Raw genomic sequence first — 19,235 nt, forward strand, 5'->3', positions numbered from 1 at the left:
ACATTCCGAGGTGTCAACCTGAGTTGAGTGCTTGCGACTCAATGTCTGACATTCTGTACAACTCGCCGCACCGCAAAGTTGTTCCCGATCCGCTCAACTTTTTTCCACGGGCCTGTTTTGGGGCCCACCCCCGCTGCCCTAGGATCGACCCCCATGAGCCTGCAGATGCACCTCCTCGCCGCCGCCCCCGGACTGCCCGGCCTCTCCGGTCTGGCCGGGGGCACGTCCTGGCGCTCGCCGGCGAAGGTCCGCGAACTCATGTCCACCCCGCGGACCTCCACCCCGGTCCCCCACGAGCTCTACCAGGTCAACCATGTCGTCCTGGACACGCTGACCACCGACGACGGGGACTTCGACACCTACTCCCTGGTGCCCGCGACCGACGCCCCGCGAGACACCCCGCTGGACATCTGCGTGTACGTGCACGGCGGCGGCTACGTGAACGGCCTGAGCGCCCGGCACTGGTCACTGGTCAGCGAGATCGCCGGCGCCGGGATGAAGGTCGTCGTCCCGGACTACGGGCTCGCCCCGGAGTTCGACGCCACCGCCGCCGCACGTCTGCTCGACGTGGTCGTGGACCGGGCCCTCGCCGAGGCCGGGACCTCGTGCCTGCGCGTCACCCTCGCTGCGGACTCCGCCGGCGCCGGACTCGCCCTGGGCTGGCTGATCGACCGGCAGGACCGGTCCGGGACCGCCGGCAGGATCGACCGGATCGCACTGATCAGCCCCTGGCTGGACGCCACCTGCCACAGCCCCGGCACCGACGACCTCGTCGACACCGACCCGTTGCTGCACCCGGACGCGCTACGCGTCGCCGGGGAGGCGTGGGGACGCCACGTGGGCGTCGACGACCCGCTGGTCAGCCCGCTCGCGGCGTCCGACGCCCAGCTGGGGACGCTACCCCCGGTCCGCGTGTGGAGCGGCACCCGTGACGTCCTGCACGCGGACGCGGTGCTGCTGGCGCAGCGCACCGGCTGCGAGGCCACCGTCGTGGACGGTGCACTGCACAACTACCCGCTGCTGCCCGTCCCCGAAGGCCGGGCGGGACGCGCCGAGATCCTGTCCTGGCTGGCCCCGTGAGCGGTGCCGGCGACACGTCCGACGCCGCCGTGGGTTAGTGAGACGGTCGACGGGGGCTAGAATGGACGCGACCGTTCCCCGCGCCGGTGCCACTCGGCATGTCGCAGAACCGTGTGACGAGACGAAGAGACCAGATGAGCAACCCCTCAGACCCCCACCGCCACCATGGTGACGACCTCCCGCGCGACACTGACGCGTTCGAGGACACCGAGTTCACCATGGGCGGCGATGCCGCCGGTTCCGGGAGTTCCGACGGCACCGACGGTTTCGCCGCCGAGATCGACGACTCCGGCGCGCGCGACGACTCCGACGAGAACACCGAGGTCATCGACGCCGAATCCGCCGAGGTGACCGACGACACCGGGGACGCCGGGGAGGCCGAGGCGCCCCTGGGGTCCACCAACGACCCCGAGGTCACCGGCATCATCCCCGTCGTGGACGACGAGCAGATCTCCGGCCACGAACTCAAGCACGCCCCGGGCGGGGACGCCGGCCCGAATGCCGGCCCAAGCACGGACGCGGGCTCCGACGAGGATTCCGCGACCAGCGTCCTCCCCCTGGCCGGTGTCGCCGGTGCGGCGGGAGCGGCTGGCGCCGCAGGGTCGGCAGGCGCGGCCAGCGCGTCGACCGGAACGTCGGGCGAAGCGTCAGCCGACGCCCCGACCACGTCCAGCGCAGCGTCCACCGGGACCGGAGAGTCGGCCGCGTCCGGCAGCGCCGCCGCGGCGTCCGGCACGGGGACCGGCAGCAGCAGTGGCGGCAGTGGTAGTGGCGACGGGACGTCCACGAAGAACTCCTCGCGCCCCTGGTACGGGCGCTTCCCCACCTGGGGGTGGATCCTCGTGATCGGCGGGGTGCTGTCCGTCGGCGGGGCGGCGACCGCCGTCGCCATGATGAACTCCGGCAGCGACCAGGAGCGCCAGTCGCCCTACAGCAGCGTGGAACCGAACTACCCCACCCGCGAGGCCTGGGACCCCAGCAGCCCGATCCCCACCGCGCAGCCGAACAGTGGCTCCGACTCCGGTTCCACCTACTACGAACCCGAGTACGACGAGCCCGACGAGTACTACTCCCCCTCCCCGGAGGAGTCCGAGGATTCCGCGCCGGCGTCACCGTCGTCGCAGGCACCGTCCTCCCCCTCTGAAAACTCCGGTGGCGGCAACAGCGGCAACAGCGGCAACAACGGGAACGGTAACAACTCGGGGAACGGCAACAACTCCGGAAACAACTCCGGAAACGGGACCGGTACCGGGAACAACGGCGGCGGTACCGGCAATGGCACCGGTGGCGGCACCGACACCGGTGACGGCACCGACAACGGCGAGTCCGGCGGTGCCGGAACCGGCGGCGGGGAGTCAGGGGAGGACAGCCCCCAGTAGCGAGCCACCGGTTCCGCCGACCTTTTCGGCCGGATCGGTGCCCCAGTTCCGGTAGTCGGCTGTCACGGCGACAGGTGGACTGGCACAATTACTGGAATGAGCACTGAAGAGAACAACGCGCAGGGGCTCGGCGGATCCGGTCAACTCCGTCCGCTCGACCAGTCGACGAAGCTCCAGAACGTCCTGTACGAGATCCGTGGCCCGGTGAACTCCGAGGCCGAGCGGATGGAGGCCGACGGGCACCGGATCCTCAAGCTCAACACCGGTAACCCGGCAGCCTTCGGCTTCGACGCCCCGGACACGATCGTCCAGGACATGATCGCCGCCCTGCCGTTCGCCCAGGGCTACTCCCAGTCCAAGGGCATCCCCTCGGCACGTCGCGCCGTGGTCTCGCGCTACGAGGTCGTGCCCGGGTTCCCCAGCTTCGACATCGACGACGTCTTCATCGGCAACGGTGTCTCCGAGCTGATCACGATGACCACCCAGGCGCTGCTCAACGACGGCGACGAGGTGCTCATCCCCGCACCGGACTACCCCCTGTGGACTGCGGCGACGACCCTGTCCGGCGGCAAGCCCGTGCACTACCTCTGCGACGAGGAGGACGACTGGGCCCCCTCGATCGAGGACATCGAGTCGAAGATCACCGAGCGCACGAAGGCGATCGTGATCATCAACCCGAACAACCCCACCGGCGCGGTGTACAGCCGCGAGGTGGTGCAGAAGATCGTGAACATCGCCCGCGAGCACTCCCTGCTGCTGCTCTCCGACGAGATCTACGACAAGATCCTCTACGACGACGCCGTGCACGTGAACACCGCGTCGCTGGCCCCCGACCTGCTGTGCATCACCTTCAACGGCCTGTCGAAGGCCTACCGTGTCGCCGGCTACCGTGCCGGCTGGGCGGTGATCACCGGACCGAAGGAACACGCGAAGGGCTTCATCGAGGGGCTCACGCTGCTGGCGTCGACCCGTCTGTGCGCCAACGTGCCCGCCCAGTACGGCATCCAGGTCGCCCTGTCCGGACGCCAGTCCATCGACGACCTGGTGCTCCCCGGCGGCCGCCTGCTGGAGCAGCGCAACACCGCCTACACGAAGCTCAACGAGATCCCGGGCATCAGCGTGGTCAAGCCGATGGGTGCGCTGTACGCGTTCCCGAAGATCGACCCCGAGGTCCACGAGATCCACGACGACGAGCAGTTCATGTTCGACCTGCTGCGCTCGGAGAAGATCCAGATGGTGCAGGGCACGGGCATGAACTGGCCATCTCCGGACCACTTCCGGGTGGTCACCCTGCCGTGGAAGCAGGACCTCGCCGAGGCGATCGAGCGCCTGGGCAACTTCCTGTCCTCGTACCGGCAGTAGGACGCACCGAACGTGAACTCTCCAACCCGGGCGCCTCACCGCCCCAACCGGCTGCTCCGCATGCTGCGGGCCAGCCGGATCACCCGGCTCGGTGTGGTCGAGACCGTGCTCGCCGCATCGCTCATGGGTTTCGAGCTGATGGAGGCCCCCAGCCCCGCCTCGGCAGGAACGACGGGCTACGCGGTAGTCACCTTGGCGCTCATCGCCTGCGCCGCAAAGTTCCCGGTGGCAGTCTCGACGTTGTCCCTGCTGATGGTCCTGTCGTCCTTTCTGGTAGCTGATCTCCTTCCGCTGTACTCGGTCTTCTTCACGATGCTGATCGTGGAGATCGTCACCGCCAGTGGCCAGATTTTGCTTGCGGTCTGCCTCACTTTCGCCCATTGGGTCCTCGCCGCGATCGATCCGGTGGCCCAGGCACTCATGACTGACATAGTCTCGCTCACGGTCGGTGGCATCATGCTCACCGCCGCTCTCCTGCTCGGATACACCCGCGACCGGCACCAACGTCAGCAGAAGAACATGCGGGCTTCGCTCGCCGAACAGGAGCGTGAACAGCGCCTCGAGCTGGCCCGCGAGCTGCACGATTCGGTGGCCACCTCGCTGACCAGCGTGGTGATGCAGGCCCAGGCGCTCACCCTGCTGCCCCCCGGCGAGGAGCACAACCATCGGCAGAGTCTGGAGAATATCTCCGAGTCTTCACGCGAAGCGTTGTCGAATCTCCGCACCATGCTGCAGTTGCTCAACGAGAAGCCGAACAGAGTGTCCTTCCGCACCCGCACCGCCAGTCCTCCCCTGGATGTCGCCGTCGGAAGGATCGAGCAGGAACTCGAGGCTCACTCGCTGCAACTCCGCGCGAGACTTCAACTGCCACCAGGCATAGCTGCGGTACTGAACGACCCTGCACCGGCGGAGTCAACCAAGGCCGATGCCGCCGCGTGGACAGACCGCGACACCGTCATCAAGGTCCTCACGGAGATGACGTCCAACGCGGCGAAGCACTCCTCTCCTCGCGCGACCATCCACCTGGAGTGCCGGGTCGATGGCGACGTGTTCGAAGTCAGTATGACGAACCCGACGCGACGCCCCACCCCGCCGGACGAATTGACGTCCGGGGGTATGGGGCTGGGTTCCATGCGAGCCCGAGCGACAAAGGCCGGGGGTACGTTGACCGCCCGACTTCACGGCGGGCGCACCGGCGATAGCACTGTTGAAGCCCCCGAGCTACCCGGAGCGGGGGGAGGGGAAACGTACTTCTGGCGTACAACCCTCAGACTGCCTATAGTTGTTACCAAATCTTGATAAACACCCCTCACCTCGATCCAAGGAGCACCTATGTCCCACTCGACACCACTGGGCCGCAAGCTCGTCCTGGCAGCCACCAGCGCGATCCTCACAGGCGGGTTGCTTTCCGGCGTGGCATCCGCAGACACCGCACTCCCCGAAGCTTCCACCACCTCGTCGTCAGCCGTATCCTCGGGCCTTTCCGGGTCGTGGACCGTTGACGCCAAGCGCGCCGCCTTCGACATCTTCAACTGCAAGTACCACCCGTACCACCCGTGGTGCCGCGGACGCTGAGACATATCACCAGCAATCTGTCTGACATGCACTCAAGCCCTGTCCGCCTACTGATCGTGGACGACGACCCACTCGTCCTCTCGTCGCTGCGCCTCTACTTCGGCTCGCCTGCGGGCGAGCAGATCGAGGTCGTCGGCGAGGCGTCCACAAGCCAAGGCGCACTCGAGATCCTCGACGCCTGCACCCCGGAGACCCCTGTCGACGTCGTCCTCGCCGACATCCACATGCCCGGTATGGACGGCGTGGAACTCCTGGGAAGAATCCAGGAGCTACCGGACCCCCCGGTCTTCGTGGCGATGACCGCTCTGGACGAGGAGGAGACGATGCTCTCCGTCCTCGCCCAGGGCGGGCGGGGTTACATTCTGAAGAGTTCGCGTCCCGAGTTCATCATCGATACGGTGCTCGCCACCGTCGGCGGCGGAACTGTGGTCAGTCCACAGCCGGCGTCGAACCTGGTTCGGCACCTGTCCCAGGACTCCCCGGACAACTCGGCTCTGCAGGGCGCCAACCACGCGCCACCTGCAGCCGAGCCGCCCCGGTATCCGGGTGCCCCGACGCTCCCGCACCTGCCCGCCTCGGAGGAGCGCGTGCTGGCCCTGCTGTGCGTCGGCATGTCCAACGCGGAGATCAGCAGGAAGACCGGCCGGTCGTCCAGCATGGTGAAGAAGCAGGTCTCGCAGCTGCTGGGCCGGTTCGGGGCGTCGTCCCGCGTGCAGCTCGCCGTGCTGGCGACCGAGGCCGGATTCCGTCCGGACGACGTCCTACAGACACGGCAGTGAGCCCCCAGCGACACCGCACCGCGTTGCCATGATCCTTTAATGCTGGGTTCGTAGATTGAATATCAGCGCCTCCGGAGGTCGCTGAGACACCACAGTCACGGTGGTCACCGGAACCTACGCAGTGAAACGTCATCATCGCATAGACACGTCCCGGCGAAAGGACCCGTATACGGTAGCTGAGCATTCTCCTCTTGAAACGTCAGCACCTCGCCCCCGGCAGCAGCAATGCTCCCGGGGGCGAGGTGTGTGCGGAGAAGCTCTGGGGCTACTTCCGGAAGTTCAGGTACGCCTTCGACGGGGTGGGGCCGCGCTGCCCCTGGTACTTCGAGCCCAGGGGGCCGGAGCCGTAGGGAGCCTCCGCGGGGCTCGAGAGGTTGAACAGCGCCAGCTGCCCGATCTTCATGCCGGGATACAGGGCGATCGGCAGGTTCGCCGTGTTCGACAGCTCCAGGGTGATGTGGCCGTTGAAGCCCGGGTCGACGAACCCGGCCGTCGAGTGGGTGAGCAGGCCGAGGCGCCCCAGGGACGACTTCCCCTCGAGCCGGGCCGCCAGGTTGTCCGGCACGGTGACGAACTCCAGCGTGGAGCCGAGGACGAACTCGCCGGGGTGCAGGATGAACGCCTCAGACTCCACTCCGCCGTCGTTGACGGGCACACCGTCCTCCCCCGTGCCGTCACCGACCTCGACGAGGGTGGTGAGGTCCTCCTGCGGGAGGCGCGGGTCGATGTGGGTGTACCGGGAGTTGTTGAACACCCGGAAGTAGCGGTCGAGACGTACGTCGATGCTCGACGGCTGGATCAGGGACGGGTCGAACGGGTCCAGGGCGAGGTCACCTGAACCGAGGGCTGCGCGGATGTCTCGGTCGGAAAGAAGCACGTCACTTACCCTAGCCGACCAGCAGGCACCCCGTTGTGCCACCCCGCCGCTGGGCTGTGTTAAAGTCGTCCGCAGTGCATGAGACAGCCCACCGTGCTGACCTCAGGCGCGATCGCCGATGTAGTTCAATGGTAGAACATCAGCTTCCCAAGCTGAATACGCGGGTTCGATTCCCGTCATCGGCTCCACTGAACAAACCCCCTCCGAGCAGCACCGGAGGGGGTTTCGTCGTAGTAGTAGGCCAGGACGCGGCATGCGCTGCAGCATCAGCTGCTGCTGAATGCCTACCCCGCACTCGCCTCCTGCCGTTGGCCCCGCGGAATTCGCCACCAAAGGTTAGGCAGGACTACAGTTCCCTCCATTAATAATGGTCACAATCAAGAAAAGGTGTACATGGAACCGACGACGACCTCCACTGACCGACATTTCAAGAGGTCGCTGGGCAACCTGGGGATCTTCTGCCTCGGCTTCGGATCCATGATCGGATTCGGTTGGATCGTGCTCACCGGCGGGTGGATCGAGGACGCCGGCGCAGGCGGCGCCATCATCGCCTTCCTCATCGGCGGCGGGATCATGGTCCTCGTCGGACTCGTGTACGCAGAGCTCGCGTCCGCCATGCCCTTCGCAGGTGGGGAGCACAACTACCTGATGCGCGGTATGGGTCCCCGGCTTGCACTGCTGGGCTCGTGGGGGATCATCGGCGGGTACGTCACCGTCTCGATGTTCCAGTCCGTGGCCGTCCCCCGCGCGGCGACGTACCTCTTCCCCGACCTCGCCCAGGTTCCGATGTACTCCATCGGCGGCGAACCCGTGTACCTCACCTGGGCACTGATCGGCACCGCGACCGCCGTCGTCCTCACCTGGATGAACATCCGCGGGATGAAGGGGTCGAGCCTCTTCCAGACGTCCATCATCCTCTTCCTCGTCATCGTCGGCCTGGTCCTGCTGGTCTCCTCGATCTTCAACGGCAAGGTCGAGAACGTGGAACCCTTCTTCAACAACGGGACGTCAGGAATGGTCGCGGTGCTCGTCGTCGTCCCGTTCCTCTTCGTCGGCTTCGACGTCATCCCGCAGTCGGCCGAGGAGTCCAACGTCCCGCCACGTCAGCTGGGAAAACTGATCGTCATTTCCGTGGTGGCGGCGACCCTGTTCTACATCATCATCGTCTCGACCACTTCCCTCGCCGCCCCGACCTCTGCCATCGAGTCCTTCGACCTGGCAACGGGAGACGCCCTGACCTACATGCTGGGCAATGACCTGTGGGGCAAGCTCGTCATCGCCGGCGGACTCGCCGGAGTGATCACCACGTGGAACGCCTTCATGGTGGGCGCGTCCCGACTGCTCTGGGCGATGTCCAGGTCAGGGATGATCCCCGCCTGGTTCGGCCGGATGAACGAGAACACCGGCACCCCGGTCAACGCCCTGCTCTTCCTGGGCACCGTCACCGGACTGGCGCCCTTCTTCGGCCTGGCGATGCTCGACTGGGCCGTCGACGCCGGTGGCCCCAGCATCGTCATCACGTACCTGATGGTCGCCGTCGTCTTCCTGATCCTGCGCAAGCGCGAGCCTTCGATGGAGCGCCCCTTCATGGTCGGACGACGTCCCGTCACCGGGAAGGTCGTCGGAGTCCTCGCCGTCCTCGCCACGGCGGCGATGCTGGCCCTCTACCTTCCCGGACTCCCCGCGTTCCTGAGCCTCGGCCCGTGGATCCTCTTCGGGCTGTGGTGGGTGTTCGGCATCTTCTTCGCCCTGCGCCTACCCTCGGGCATCGCCGGCGGCGAGGACTCCGAGGAGAAGCTGCTCGAGGCTCTCGCCGCGAAGCGCGGTAGCTGACCTACCTGTCATCCGAACCATGCCCCAGGTCAGCAAATGGAAAAAGTGAACGCCTGTGAGGCATCTGCGGGTACGTTGGGCGTGCTGTGACGATCGCGCGCGACCGCAGCGTTGGCGCTGGAGAACCCGGAACCGGGAAACAGTGACAGCCCAGCTGGAAGCCGAGCCCCCACGTGTCGGATACCCGAGCTGAATACGCGGGTTCGATCCCCGCGGTCGGATTCACTAAAAAAATACCCCTCCGAGCAACGACGGAGGGGTTCTACCCTCCACACATGCAGGGACCACACGTGATGGCCCCTACCCATTCGCGCGCTTTGTTGCCACAGCAGGCGGCGCGCCATCGAGACGGAGGGCAACAACCGTGCCCGACCCGTACTCGACCCGTAGCCGTCCGCAACGGTAGGGCGACTCTGAACGAGTAAGGGACGCTGTTGGCCGCAGCACTGGCGAAACTCCAGGGCCCGCGTATCCTCTTCACGATCAGCGCCCTCACCCCCGGTGAAGAATCTTCCCGGAATCCGACTCGCACCCCTGAGCACGGCCGTCAAGACAATAGAGTCACATCATGATCATACAGTCAATATGTGATCCTAGTTTCACACTGTGATACCATACGTTGCGTGGACTTCCGGAGAAACAGCCTGCAGCGCTTCCACACCACCGGTGCCGCGCCCAAGTACATCCCCCCGGAGCTCCGAGCAGCCGTCCGCCGAAAACTGGTGATGATCGCGCGTGCCACCAACATCAACGATTTGCGTGTCCCGCCAGCCAATCATCTCGAACGCCTCAGTGGCAGCCTGACCGGCTACCACTCCATCCGCGTCAATGCACAGTGGCGCATCATATTCATCTGGACAGACAAAGGAGCTGTTGACGTTGACTTCACCGACTACCACCGCTGACCGCGCCGATGACGCGGCAGTCGTGCCCGTTCCCCACCCCGGCGAGATCCTGCGGATCGAATTCCTGGAACCGTTGGGCGTCACCCAGTACCGCCTGGCCAAGGACATCCACACCACCGGTTCGCAGATTTCCAAGCTGGTGCGCGGAACCATCGGGGTCAGTGCCGACATGGCCCTCCGCCTGTCCGCCTACTTCGGCAACTCCGCCGAATTCTGGCTTGGACTGCAGGTGGAATACGACCTGTGGCAGGCCAGCCAATGCACCGACACCAGCAGCATCTCCGCCCTGGACACCTCCGCCTGACCCCCGCCGACGCCTCGGCATCCACACCAGTGGATGCCTGCACGGCCGGCTGCCGTCCCCCACCGTGAAACGATGTAGACATGAACCGACCAGAGATCCTCTTCATCGGCGGACGCTCGGGCGTGGGGAAGTCCACCGTGGCCTTCGCGCTCCATGACCTGCTGGCTTCGAAGGACGTCACACATGCCGTCATCGAAGGTGATGCTCTCGATCTGGCCCACCCCTCCCCGTGGAGGCAGCGGATGGCGGAGCGAAATCTCGCTGCCGTGTGGTCGAACTACCGCGACGACGGCTACCACCGGCTGATCTACACCAACACCGTCTCGGTCCTGGAAGTGGACGAACTTGCCGCAGCCGTGGGTGGCGATCCGGACGTAACCTCGGTGCTGCTGCAGGCGACCGACGCGACCGCCAAGTATCGCCTGGAACGCCGTGAACACGGGGACAGTCTCCGGGAGCACATCGAGCGAAGCACAAAGGCCGCGTCGTTCCTCGAGAAGAAGGCGGCGCCGTCAGTACACCGCATCCCGACCGGCGGACGGACGCCTGAGGAAATCGCTCTGGTGCTCGCCGACTTGGCCGGCTGGGAGGCCTCATAACAAAGACTCCCCAGCATCGACCGGCTACTGTGCTCAACATGGACTAGAGAAATGACCGAATAGGGTCCGCACGCCGCGGCGAAAACCCCACTGTCCTCGGCGAACTCAATTCGGGCTTCGCTGTCATCGGAGACCCCCAGTTCCTCCCGGGCTACAGTCTCTTGCTCAGCAAGAACTCCGAGGTTACGGCCCTCTCTGAGCTCCCCAGGAGGGAACGTCTTGACTTCCTTGCTGACGTGGACCTGCTCGCCACTGCAGTCGAGCGTGCGTGCCGTAGCGTTGATCCGGGCTTCCGTCGGGTCAACATTGAGGTACTCGGGAACATGGACGACTATGTCCACGCCCACATCTTCCCGAGGTATCAATGGGAACCGGACGACCTGCCCTACCGCCCCGTGTGGCACTATGACCCCGCCAACTGGAGCGACCCCACCACTGCACTGTCCTCCGCCCACGATGCCCTGCGACAATGCATCACCGACGAGATTACTGACCTTCAGGCAGCCGAGTAAGCATAGTCCCCTTTCCCGGGACGCCGGCCGGTTACCTCGCGGTCCTGCAGTCGGGCCCAGTGCACCTACGCCTCCCCGACCAGCCGCTCCCACAGGGCCGGGTCGAAGGTCGTCGGGGAGACACGCACCATGTGGCGGACGGCGTCGTCGAGCTTCGCGCGCCACACCCGCACCGCGCCGTCCGCCTTGCCCGCCAACAGGGCGTTGAGGATGTAACGGTCGTCGCCCACGATGCGCTGCACCGCGGGGGCGTAGTCCAGCTGCAGCACGGAGATGAACATGCGCAGCCGCAACGTCAACGCGTGAAACACCCGCGACGACTGCGGCAGGCCGCTGGCGTCCGCCAACGTCTGCTGGAAGTGCAGGTCAGCCTGGTCCACGTCCGCGGCCGTCCCGTGCTCCACCGCAGCCTCCACCGCCCGCAACGCCAACTGCGGTGCCAGCATCTGCTTGCGCGAGCGTCCCGAGCACCCCCGCAGGATCACCGCCCCCACCTGCAGCCGCGCCGCGTAAAGGTCGATGATGTCGCTGCCCGTCACCAACGGCAGGGCGAACGTGCCACCCGTGGCCGTGAGCAGACCGTCGTCGACCAGACGGCGCATCGCCGAGCGCACCGCCGACACCGGGATCTCCATGTGGTTCGCCAGCCTGGTGCTGGTCACACGGTCGCCCGGGCGGAAGCCGGCGTTCATGATCTCCTTGCGCAACGCGATGGCGATCTGCTCGGTCACCGAGATCTCGTTCTGCAGGCGCCTCGGCGTCGCCCCTGACTGGGCGTTGGACGGGGGTGGATACTCCGCCAGGGATAGGTGGTCCGAGTCAAAACCCCCATCATTTCTGGTTCTACGGCTCTCCGCCCCACCCACCTCAGGGCGTTCCCACTGCAACCCGTGCAACCCGTGGCCCACCGCGACGGACACCTGTGCGAGCAGGTCGCCGGGGACGGCGTCGACGGTCGGCACGCAGGCGTCGAGCACCGCCGACAGCTGCCCCAGGAAGCCGTCCCAGCTCTGCCCGCCGGGCTCCCACATCACCCGGACGACCCCCGGCGGCGGCCCGTCGTCCCCGCCGTCGAAGGACGCCTGACTCTGCGGCCAACCGGACACGCCGGCCACCCGCAACGCCGCCATCACCGCCGTGGCCCGCCGGTCGGCAGCCTGTCTCTCACCGCTGCGAACAGTCACCTCATCTGGGTGTTCGCCGTCCTGTGCACTGTCCCGCGCCTCGAAGTGCAGGACGACCCGCGGGTACTCCACGCGGAAACCCGTCATCCACAGCTCCCCCTGGGTGGGCAACGTGAGAGCGTCCGGGTCGTCCGCCCCCGCCCGGATCCGACGCATCGCCCGACTCACCACCGGCTGGCTCAGACCCGTCATCAACGCGATCCGTCGCGTGGAGTAGTCACGCCCACCCACACGCGGCCCGGCCGTCGCCAGAACTCCGGCGACGATCTCGTCGGCGACCTCCTGCACCCGGGGGCGCCCCCGTGGTGGGGACGGTGGGTACGCCTCGGGGGGAATTTCTACGGCCATAAGCACAGGGTGCCACATTCCCGTACCCGTTTACCGATTTTTGACTCAAAGTGTGGCCGTGTCCGGAACTGCCCCTGTCTGTGATGCGGGCGATACGCGGATACTCGGCCAGTATCAGTGACATTGGCGGCAGGCACCCCTAACCGCATCGATCAAGAACGCTTCCGAGGAGGACACCCCATGACGACCGCGAACCCCGCGTCCGGCAAGGAGAAGAAGAACACAACCACGGCCCCGGTCGAGGTCAAGCCCTCGGCACAGGACGCCGGCACCACCTCCGCCGTCTCCACCGAGCACCTCGCCCCCCTCGCCGACGCCGCGGTCGCCAAGGTCACCGCCTGGCTCAACGCCAGCCGGAAGTCCGACGTGAAGCCGAACCCCTCGGCCGAGCGGCTGTCCGCCGTCCTCTCCGACCCCAACGGCCTCGACTTCACCGTCGGCTTCGTCGACCGGGTCGTGCGTACCGAGGACCAGCACGCCGCCGGCCGCGCCCTCGCCGAGCTCGGCTCGATCATGCCGGACACCCTCAGCACCCTCGACAAGGCGCAGATCAAGATGGGTTCCGCTCTCGCCCCGGTCATCCCGCAGATCGTGGTCCCCGCCGCACGTCAGCGCATCCGCTCCATGGTCGGCCACATGATCGTCGACGCCCGGGACAAGAAGTTCGGCAAGGCCGTCGCCGAGCTCACCTCCGGTGGCCACCGCCTGAACATCAACCTCCTCGGTGAGGCCGTCCTCGGCGAGGCCGAGGCCGACAACCACCTCGAGGAGACCCGCCGCCTGCTGGCCCGCCCGGACGTGGACTACGTCTCGATCAAGGCGTCCTCCATCGCCTCGCGCATCAGCCTCTGGGGCTTCGAGGGCACCGTCGACTACATCGTCGAGCGCCTCACCCCGCTCTACGTCGAGGCCGCCCGCGCGCCGAAGGGCTCCAAGTTCATCAACCTGGACATGGAGGAGTACCGCGACCTCACGCTGACCATCGCCGTCTTCCGCCGCCTGCTCAGCCTGCCGGAGACCAAACACCTGGAGGCCGGCATCGTGCTGCAGGCCTACCTGCCGGACGCCCTCGGCGCGATCCAGGAGCTCTCCGCCTTCGCCGACGAGCGCGTCGCCGACGGTGGCGCCGGCATCAAGGTCCGCCTGGTCAAGGGGGCGAACCTGGCCATGGAGACCGTGCACGCCGAGGTCGCCGACTGGCCCGTCACCACCTGCGCCTCCAAGCAGGACACGGACGCCAACTACAAGCTCGTCCTCGACTGGACGATGCACCCGGAGAACATGCGCGGCCTGCGCCTGGGCGTGGCCGGCCACAACCTCTTCGACATCGCCTTCGCCCACATGCTGTCCGTCAAGCGCGGCGTCACCGACCGCGTCGAGTTCGAGATGCTTCAGGGCATGGCCACCGAGCAGGCCGAGGCCGTGAGCTCGGACGTGGGCCAGCTGCTGCTCTACGTGCCCGCCGTGCGTCCCCAGGAGTTCGACGTCGCCATCTCCTACCTGGTGCGTCGCCTCGAGGAGAACGCCGCCAGCGCGAACTTCATGTCCGGCATCTTCGACCTGGAGCCCGGCAACGAGATCTTCCGCCGCGAGGAGGCCCGCTTCCGCGCCTCCCTCGGCGACCTCTCCGAGCTGCTGTCCACCAACGGTTACACGGCCCCGCTGCCCAACCACCTGCAGGACCGTTCCGCCGAGGTCGAGCCGTCGTCCGACGAGCTCGCCGCGTCCTACGCCGACGGCGTCCTGCCCGCCTTCGACAACGAGGCCGACACCGACCCGTCACTGCCCGCCAACCAGGCGTGGGCCGCCGAGGCCATCGCGGTCTCCGCGCAGGACGGCTGGCTGGACGCCCAGACCGCGCCGACCATCGTCGCCGACGCTGAGGTCGACGCCCTGGTCACCTCCACCCGCGACGCCGCCGCCGACTGGGCCGCGACCCCGGCCACCGAGCGCGCCGCGATCCTGTACCGCACCGCCGACCTGCTCGCCGCCCGCCGCGGCCACCTGGTCTCCATCGCCGCCGCCGAGGTCGGCAAGGCCGTCTCCCAGGCCGACACCGAGATCTCCGAGGCCATCGACTTCGCCCGCTACTACGCGCACTACGCCCTGGAGCTCGAGAAGGTCGACAACGCCGCCTTCACGCCCGACAAGGTCGTGCTGGTCACCCCGCCGTGGAACTTCCCGCTGGCCATCCCCGCCGGCTCCACCTTCGCCGCGCTGGCCGCCGGTGCCGCGGTGATCCACAAGCCGTCGAAGCCGACCCCGCACTGCTCCATGGCCATCCTCGACGCCCTGTGGGACGCCGGCGTGCCGCGCGAGGTCCTGCGCGGCGTGTACCCCGCCGACCGCACGGCAGGACGCAGCCTCGTCAGCCACCCCTCGGTCGACCGCGTGATCCTCACCGGCGCCTCCGAGACCGCCGCGATGTTCGAGTCCTGGCGCCCGGAGCTGAAGATCAACGCCGAGACGTCCGGCAAGAACGGCATGATCGTCACCCCCGCCGCCGACCGCGACCTGGCCGTCGCCGACATGGTGTACTCCGCCTTCGGCCACGCCGGCCAGAAGTGCTCCGCGGCCTCCCTCGGCATCCTCGTCGGCAGCGTGTACGACTCCGAGCGTTTCCGCCGCCAGCTGGTCGACGCCGCCGCCTCGATGATCATCGACTGGCCGACCAACATGCGCGCCGACATGGGCCCGCTCACCGAGCTGCCCAGCGACAAGCTGCAGCGCGCGATGACCACCCTGGAGGACGGCGAGTCCTGGCTGCTCAAGCCGCGCCAGCTCGACGACACCGGCCGCCTGTGGTCCCCCGGCATCAAGGACGGCGTGAAGCCGGGCTCCTTCTTCCACCTCACCGAGGTCTTCGGCCCGGTCCTGGGCCTGATGAAGGCCAAGGACCTGGACGAGGCGATCACCCTGCAGAACGCCACGGACTTCGGCCTGACCGGCGGTATCCAGAGCCTCGACCCGTCCGAGGTGCGCACCTGGGTGGAGCGCATCGAGGTCGGCAACGCCTACGTGAACCGTGGCATCACCGGCGCGATCGTGCAGCGTCAGTCCTTCGGCGGCTGGAAGCAGTCCTCCGTGGGCCTGGGTTCCAAGGCCGGCGGCCCGAACTACGTGATGCTGATGGGCAGCTGGGCCGACGACACCGCCGCCGGTTCCTCCGTCTCGCCCACCGGCTCCGCCCCGGTGGACGGCTACATCGCCGAGCTGCAGCGTCGGAACACCCTGTCCGTCGCCGACGCCGCCTGGCTCGCCGCCGCCGGACGTTCCGACAACGACGCCTGGGAGGCCGAGTTCGGCACCCCGCGCGACGTCACCGGCCTGACCGCCGAGGCGAACATCTTCCGCTACCGGCCCGCGCACGTGGTGCTGCGGATCAGTGCGGACGCCCGCCCCGTCGAGGTCGCCCGCGCCGTCATCGCCGCCCACCGCACCGGTTCGCCTCTGCGCGTCGTCGTCGACCCGACCGTGGACGGCAAGGTGCAGGACGTCCTGGCCGCGTCCACCCGCCTGGGCGTCGGACACACCATGACGACCGCGGACGACGACGACTTCGCCGCGCAGCTGTCGTCGCGTGCCCTGGACGACGGTGTCGGTGCCCGCGTGCGTGTCATCGGCACCCGCAACCCGGAGACCCTCTCCACGCTGGCCGACCGTCCCGAGGTGTGCCTGCTCAACGACGAGGTCACCGCCTCGGGCCGCGTCGAGCTGCGCCTGTGGCTCAAGGAGCAGGCCGTGTCCATGACGCTGCACCGCTTCGGTAACCCGAGCACCGAGTTCCACGCCCTGGCCGACGAGGTCCGCCGCGGGTAGGAGCGCTGGAGCGCGCTGCACGGCACTGCCGTACACGGAATAGCCAGGGGCAGGCCCACGTTGCACCGGATGTGAACATCGACATCTGCTCCGACGTGGCCTGCCCCTGGTGCTACATCGGCAAACGCCGTTTCGAGACGGCCCTCGCCGCCTTCCCCCACCGCGACGAGATCACCGTGGCCTGCCCCTGGTGCTACATCGGCAAACGCCGTTTCGAGACGGCCCTCGCCGCCTTCCCCCACCGCGACGAGATCACCGTGGCCTGGCACTCCTACCAGCTCGACCCGACGCTGCCGGAGCACGACGACCGCTCGGAGGCCGAGTACCTCGCGGCGTCCAAGGGGATGCCGATCGATCAGGTCCGCCAGATGTTCGGCCACGTCGCCGAACAGGCCGCCGCAGAGGGGCTGGACTACGACTTCGACTCGCTGGTGGTCGCCAACTCCCTGCGCGCCCACCAGCTGATCCAGCTGGCGAAGGAGCACGGCGGGGAAACCACGGACACAGTGGACACCGTGGAGGAGGCCCTGTTCCGCGCCCACTTCGTCGACGGTGAGGACATCGGGGCGTCGGACGTCCTGGTGCGTATCGGTGTCGCCGCGGGTCTGGACGCCGACGTGGTCACCGCCGAGCTGCAGGACGGCACGCGGATCCCCGCGGTGCAGGAGGACGTCCGGCATGCGGCGTCCCTCGGCCTGAACTCGGTGCCCACGTTCGTGCTCGACATGAAGCTCGCGGTACCCGGCGCGCAGCCGGTGGAGGTCTTCACCCGGGCGCTCGAGCAGCAGTGGGCGGCGTCCCACCCCGCCCCGACGATCGCGACCGTCCCGGGGGTGCAGGACGAGGCGTCCTGCGGGCCGGACGGCTGCCAGCTCTAGGAGCCGGCGCGCCCCGTGCCGTCCTTGCCGCGGATGAAGATCAGGCTGGCGAGGGCGCCGACGACCGCCAGGATCGCGGCGATGATGAAGATGCCGTGCAGCCCGTCGATGAAGAAGCCGAGGGTCTCGTGGGCGAAGGCCTGCGACTGCCGGCCGATCTCCTGGAAGAGGCCACCCTCCGCGGCGTCGCGCAGCCGGTCCTCCATGGCCGGGGGCATGCCGGGCGGGAACTGCATGCCGTCGATGCCGGTGTTGACCTTGTTGGACAGGTACGCCCCGTACACCGCCACACCGAAGGCGGTGCCCAGCGGCAGGGCGGTGTTCGCCAGGCCGGTGGCCATGCCCGTGCGTCCGGACGGCACGACCGCCACCGCCAGGGACATCACGTGCGGCAGCATCAGTCCGGTGCCCGCGCCGAGCACCAGGTACATCGGCAGCAGGTCGGCCCACCCGGAGTCGACGTCCATCACCAGTCCCAGCATCAGTCCGCCGGCGACGATCAGCATGCCCGCCGCCTGGACCACGCCGACGGGAACCCACCGCACCAGGGCGATGCCCACCGCGGAGAACACGACCATCGGCACGGCCAGCGCGCTGGAGACGTAGCCGATCTCCAGGGCGGAGAGTTCGAGCTGCCCGGCGAGCCACAGGATGATGAAGGGCATCATGCCGAAGCTGAACATGCGTGAGGCGAAGGCGTTGAAGGTGACGGTGGCGAAGGAGGGGATGCGGAAGAGGCGGAAGTCGACCATCGCCCGGTCACCCTTGGACAGTTCGAACAGGACCAGCGCGGCGAAGAGCAGCACGCCGGCGGCCAGGGAGGCGATGATGATCTCGCTGGTCCAGCCCTGCTCCTGGCCGTCGATGATGCCGTAGTTCACCAGCACCAGCGACACGACGATCAGGATCACCGCCCACACCGAGATCCGCGGGACGCCGGACGCACCGGGCGCACCGGACGCACCGGACGACGCAGCCGCCGCACCGGCGGCGCGGCGTGCGTCGCGCTCCTCGCGGTGCAGGTCGGGGATGAACAGCAGGGTCGCGAGCATCACGAAGATGCCGATGGGGATGTTGATCGCGAAGATCCACTCCCAGGTCCCGGTCTCCACCAGGGCGCCACCGACCAGCGGGCCGAAGGCGCTCGCCGCACCGCCGATGCCCATCATCGCCGCCACCGAACGCGTGCGTTTCGCCGAGGAGTCCGGGTCCGCCGGGTCGAAGGCGTCCGCCAGCAGCGGGGTGCAGGTGCCGAACACCAGGGCACCGCCGGCACCCTGCAGGGCGCGGAAGGCGATGATGCCGGCCTCCGAGCCGGTCGTCACGCAGCCGATCGAGGCGGCGAGGAACAGGACGTGGCCGATGAGGAAGATACGTCGGCGTCCGACGATGTCCGACAGGCTCGCCGCCGCCAGCAGCAGGGAGGCGAAGGTGAGGCTGTAGGCGTTGATGACCCACTGCGCCCCGGAGAGCGAGAGCCCCAGGTCCGCGCTGATCGAGGGCAACGCGACGAGCACGATCGTGATGTCGATGGTCATCATCACCGTCGACAGGGCGGCGACGGTGAGGCTCCACCCCACGGGGCGCGGCGACGGCAACCGGTGCCGACCACCCGCACCCGCCTGGCGGGGGTTGGCCCGCGGGGGAGCCGGCGAGTTCGAAGTCATGCTCCAACTGTATCGGAGGTGAAATGGCCACCCCTGCATATCCGCCCCCAATCCACTCCGGTAGCCAGGCGCGGCATTAGTGGTTAGCATGACCCACAAGCGACAGACACCACTCTCCGACCTCTCCCGGCCCT

At 67.7% G+C, this 19,235-nt stretch carries 16 protein-coding genes and 1 tRNA gene; 14 read left to right on the forward strand and 3 right to left on the reverse strand.

Features of this window, described 5'->3' with window-relative positions; translation table 11 throughout:
* The first annotated feature begins 153 nt into the window (after positions 1-153).
* From ACT3UN_RS05035 to ACT3UN_RS05060, 6 genes are all read left to right on the forward strand, one after another.
* On the forward strand, positions 154-1,080 hold the full coding sequence (locus ACT3UN_RS05035) for an alpha/beta hydrolase fold domain-containing protein (protein ID WP_444656590.1): 927 nt from the start codon (positions 154-156) through the stop codon (positions 1,078-1,080).
* 134 nt (positions 1,081-1,214) lie between these two features.
* A complete protein-coding gene (locus ACT3UN_RS05040) occupies positions 1,215-2,459 on the forward strand; it encodes a hypothetical protein (RefSeq protein WP_444656592.1) in 1,245 nt (414 codons plus the stop codon).
* A gap of 96 nt (positions 2,460-2,555) precedes the next feature.
* The gene (locus ACT3UN_RS05045) at positions 2,556-3,821 is read left to right on the forward strand and encodes a pyridoxal phosphate-dependent aminotransferase (protein ID WP_301442440.1); all 1,266 of its coding nucleotides are present in this window, start codon (positions 2,556-2,558) and stop codon (positions 3,819-3,821) included.
* 12 nt (positions 3,822-3,833) lie between these two features.
* Complete coding sequence (locus tag ACT3UN_RS05050; protein ID WP_444656594.1) at positions 3,834-5,120, forward strand: sensor histidine kinase; 1,287 nt, start codon at positions 3,834-3,836, stop codon at positions 5,118-5,120.
* 33 nt (positions 5,121-5,153) lie between these two features.
* Positions 5,154-5,396: a hypothetical protein gene (locus tag ACT3UN_RS05055; protein ID WP_301442438.1), complete on the forward strand. Its 243-nt coding sequence runs from the start codon at positions 5,154-5,156 to the stop codon at positions 5,394-5,396.
* Between the two features lie 26 nt (positions 5,397-5,422).
* Entirely contained in the window at positions 5,423-6,175 is a 753-nt protein-coding gene (locus ACT3UN_RS05060; RefSeq protein WP_301442437.1) for a response regulator transcription factor, read from the forward strand.
* Between the two features lie 265 nt (positions 6,176-6,440).
* Here ACT3UN_RS05060 and dcd read toward each other — a convergent pair whose 3' ends face one another.
* Positions 6,441-7,052, reverse strand: a complete 612-nt coding sequence (gene dcd / locus ACT3UN_RS05065; protein WP_301442436.1) for a dCTP deaminase — start codon at positions 7,050-7,052, stop codon at positions 6,441-6,443.
* A gap of 114 nt (positions 7,053-7,166) precedes the next feature.
* Between dcd and ACT3UN_RS05070 the strand changes: the two genes are divergently transcribed.
* The 6 genes from ACT3UN_RS05070 (at position 7,167) to ACT3UN_RS05095 (ending at position 11,205) form a co-directional block, all read left to right on the forward strand.
* Positions 7,167-7,240 (forward strand) — tRNA-Gly (locus tag ACT3UN_RS05070).
* 205 nt (positions 7,241-7,445) lie between these two features.
* Positions 7,446-8,885: an APC family permease gene (locus tag ACT3UN_RS05075; protein ID WP_441582482.1), complete on the forward strand. Its 1,440-nt coding sequence runs from the start codon at positions 7,446-7,448 to the stop codon at positions 8,883-8,885.
* A 623-nt stretch (positions 8,886-9,508) separates the two neighbouring features.
* The gene (locus ACT3UN_RS05080; protein ID WP_301442434.1) at positions 9,509-9,790 is read left to right on the forward strand and encodes a type II toxin-antitoxin system RelE/ParE family toxin; all 282 of its coding nucleotides are present in this window, start codon (positions 9,509-9,511) and stop codon (positions 9,788-9,790) included.
* The gene (locus ACT3UN_RS05085) at positions 9,765-10,094 is read left to right on the forward strand and encodes a HigA family addiction module antitoxin (RefSeq protein WP_444656596.1); all 330 of its coding nucleotides are present in this window, start codon (positions 9,765-9,767) and stop codon (positions 10,092-10,094) included. Before ACT3UN_RS05080 ends, ACT3UN_RS05085 begins: the two co-directional genes overlap by 26 nt.
* A gap of 80 nt (positions 10,095-10,174) precedes the next feature.
* Complete coding sequence (locus ACT3UN_RS05090; protein ID WP_301442432.1) at positions 10,175-10,693, forward strand: adenylyl-sulfate kinase; 519 nt, start codon at positions 10,175-10,177, stop codon at positions 10,691-10,693.
* Positions 10,694-10,854: 161 nt separating this feature from the next.
* Positions 10,855-11,205, forward strand: coding sequence for a diadenosine tetraphosphate hydrolase (locus ACT3UN_RS05095; RefSeq protein ID WP_444656598.1), 351 nt, complete (start codon positions 10,855-10,857; stop codon positions 11,203-11,205).
* 65 nt (positions 11,206-11,270) lie between these two features.
* Here ACT3UN_RS05095 and ACT3UN_RS05100 read toward each other — a convergent pair whose 3' ends face one another.
* Positions 11,271-12,677, reverse strand: coding sequence for a GntR family transcriptional regulator (locus tag ACT3UN_RS05100; RefSeq protein WP_444656600.1), 1,407 nt, complete (start codon positions 12,675-12,677; stop codon positions 11,271-11,273).
* Between the two features lie 240 nt (positions 12,678-12,917).
* On the opposite strand from ACT3UN_RS05100, the gene ACT3UN_RS05105 reads away from it, so the two are divergent.
* Together ACT3UN_RS05105 and ACT3UN_RS05110 are read left to right on the forward strand one after the other, a co-directional pair.
* Entirely contained in the window at positions 12,918-16,556 is a 3,639-nt protein-coding gene (locus ACT3UN_RS05105) for a bifunctional proline dehydrogenase/L-glutamate gamma-semialdehyde dehydrogenase (protein ID WP_444614811.1), read from the forward strand.
* Positions 16,557-16,627: 71 nt separating this feature from the next.
* A complete protein-coding gene (locus ACT3UN_RS05110) occupies positions 16,628-17,434 on the forward strand; it encodes a DsbA family oxidoreductase (RefSeq protein WP_444656602.1) in 807 nt (268 codons plus the stop codon).
* Here the strand turns inward: ACT3UN_RS05110 and ACT3UN_RS05115 are convergent.
* Positions 17,431-19,101, reverse strand: coding sequence for an MFS transporter (locus ACT3UN_RS05115; RefSeq protein ID WP_441582481.1), 1,671 nt, complete (start codon positions 19,099-19,101; stop codon positions 17,431-17,433). The genes ACT3UN_RS05110 and ACT3UN_RS05115 overlap by 4 nt on opposite strands.
* Positions 19,102-19,235 lie beyond the last annotated feature (134 nt).

Origin of the sequence: Corynebacterium sp. AOP12-C2-36 (genome assembly GCF_052379185.1) — a bacterium.
GTDB lineage: Bacteria > Actinomycetota > Actinomycetes > Mycobacteriales > Mycobacteriaceae > Corynebacterium.

Coding starts and splice junctions, on each gene's coding strand:
- ACT3UN_RS05035 (WP_444656590.1), top strand. CDS start 154: ATGAGCCTGCAGATGCACCTCCTCGCCGCCGCCCCCGGACTGCCCGGC.
- ACT3UN_RS05040 (WP_444656592.1), top strand. CDS start 1,215: ATGAGCAACCCCTCAGACCCCCACCGCCACCATGGTGACGACCTCCCG.
- ACT3UN_RS05045 (WP_301442440.1), top strand. CDS start 2,556: ATGAGCACTGAAGAGAACAACGCGCAGGGGCTCGGCGGATCCGGTCAA.
- ACT3UN_RS05055 (WP_301442438.1), top strand. CDS start 5,154: ATGTCCCACTCGACACCACTGGGCCGCAAGCTCGTCCTGGCAGCCACC.
- ACT3UN_RS05060 (WP_301442437.1), top strand. CDS start 5,423: ATGCACTCAAGCCCTGTCCGCCTACTGATCGTGGACGACGACCCACTC.
- ACT3UN_RS05075 (WP_441582482.1), top strand. CDS start 7,446: ATGGAACCGACGACGACCTCCACTGACCGACATTTCAAGAGGTCGCTG.
- ACT3UN_RS05090 (WP_301442432.1), top strand. CDS start 10,175: ATGAACCGACCAGAGATCCTCTTCATCGGCGGACGCTCGGGCGTGGGG.
- ACT3UN_RS05105 (WP_444614811.1), top strand. CDS start 12,918: ATGACGACCGCGAACCCCGCGTCCGGCAAGGAGAAGAAGAACACAACC.
- ACT3UN_RS05115 (WP_441582481.1), bottom strand. CDS start 19,101: ATGACTTCGAACTCGCCGGCTCCCCCGCGGGCCAACCCCCGCCAGGCG.